This window comes from Sphaerochaeta sp. UBA5849, assembly GCA_002432715.1.
GTDB lineage: Bacteria > Spirochaetota > Spirochaetia > Sphaerochaetales > Sphaerochaetaceae > Sphaerochaeta.
This window is the reverse complement of the sequence record DJGJ01000074.1, coordinates 77,535-78,273: the sequence shown is the minus strand read 5'-3', so window position 1 is coordinate 78,273 and position 739 is coordinate 77,535. Positions and strand designations below refer to the sequence as shown.

Genomic DNA, 739 nt, shown 5'->3' with positions numbered 1-739 from the left:
TTGCAGGGTACGGCCCAATCGGGGCAGCTGCACTGCATGGACAAGTCTTTCCATGAAGAGGGGAATAGTTGAATTTTTTCGTTATTGCAGACTTGAAGCAGTTGCTTGGGGAGAAAGCCTGCATGCAACTGGCTGAGATAATAAGGGTTGCTTTGTATCAATGCTATGAGTTTTGTCTTCTCAAAGGTGCCGAATTGATTTGCCTTAAGCACAACTTTGTAAGGGGTGTTTCGGCTGCCCTGCACTGAAGCAGAAACCAAAGGCTCTTCGATGATGATTTTTTTTACCGAGCCGTTGCGGGCGTACCGCATGCCTCTGGCAAGCCGGTTTGAGTAGTCTATATGATGCAAGGCGTCCAGCCACCGTTCGCCCCACCATGTATTTCCAAATGTTGAATAAGCCATACGGCATCATACAATGAATCGGTCGTATGCTCTACCGAAATCGTTGGTATGTTGGTGTGCATGTCGCATGGAACTTGCATGCCGGATTCCTTCAAAAAGCTGTGTATATTCATGGAAATTGTAAAGGTTTACACTTATCCAATAGTTGTAGTATGTACTTATTATTGTACCTATAGCAAAGGTTTTCATAAATATTGTAAACGTTTACATTTTTTCGTTGACAAACAGAAAAACCAGTGGGAATATACTCGTAGCATAAAAGGTACCGGTAAGATCGCCTCACTTGATGTGGGAACGATGCAAAACAAGCTTGCCAGGAAGCGTAATCCTGGAAA

Annotated in this window: 1 protein-coding gene and 1 pseudogene; one reads left to right on the top strand and one right to left on the bottom strand. The window is 43.8% G+C overall.

Features of this window, described 5'->3' with window-relative positions; all coding sequences use genetic code 11:
* Positions 1-404, bottom strand: a pseudogene (locus B3K89_RS13590) (hypothetical protein); the annotation flags it as partial.
* Between the two features lie 111 nt (positions 405-515).
* Between B3K89_RS13590 and B3K89_RS13585 the strand changes: the two are divergent.
* On the top strand, positions 516-739 hold a 224-nt coding region (locus tag B3K89_RS13585), incomplete at its 3' end, for a hypothetical protein (RefSeq protein WP_345907544.1).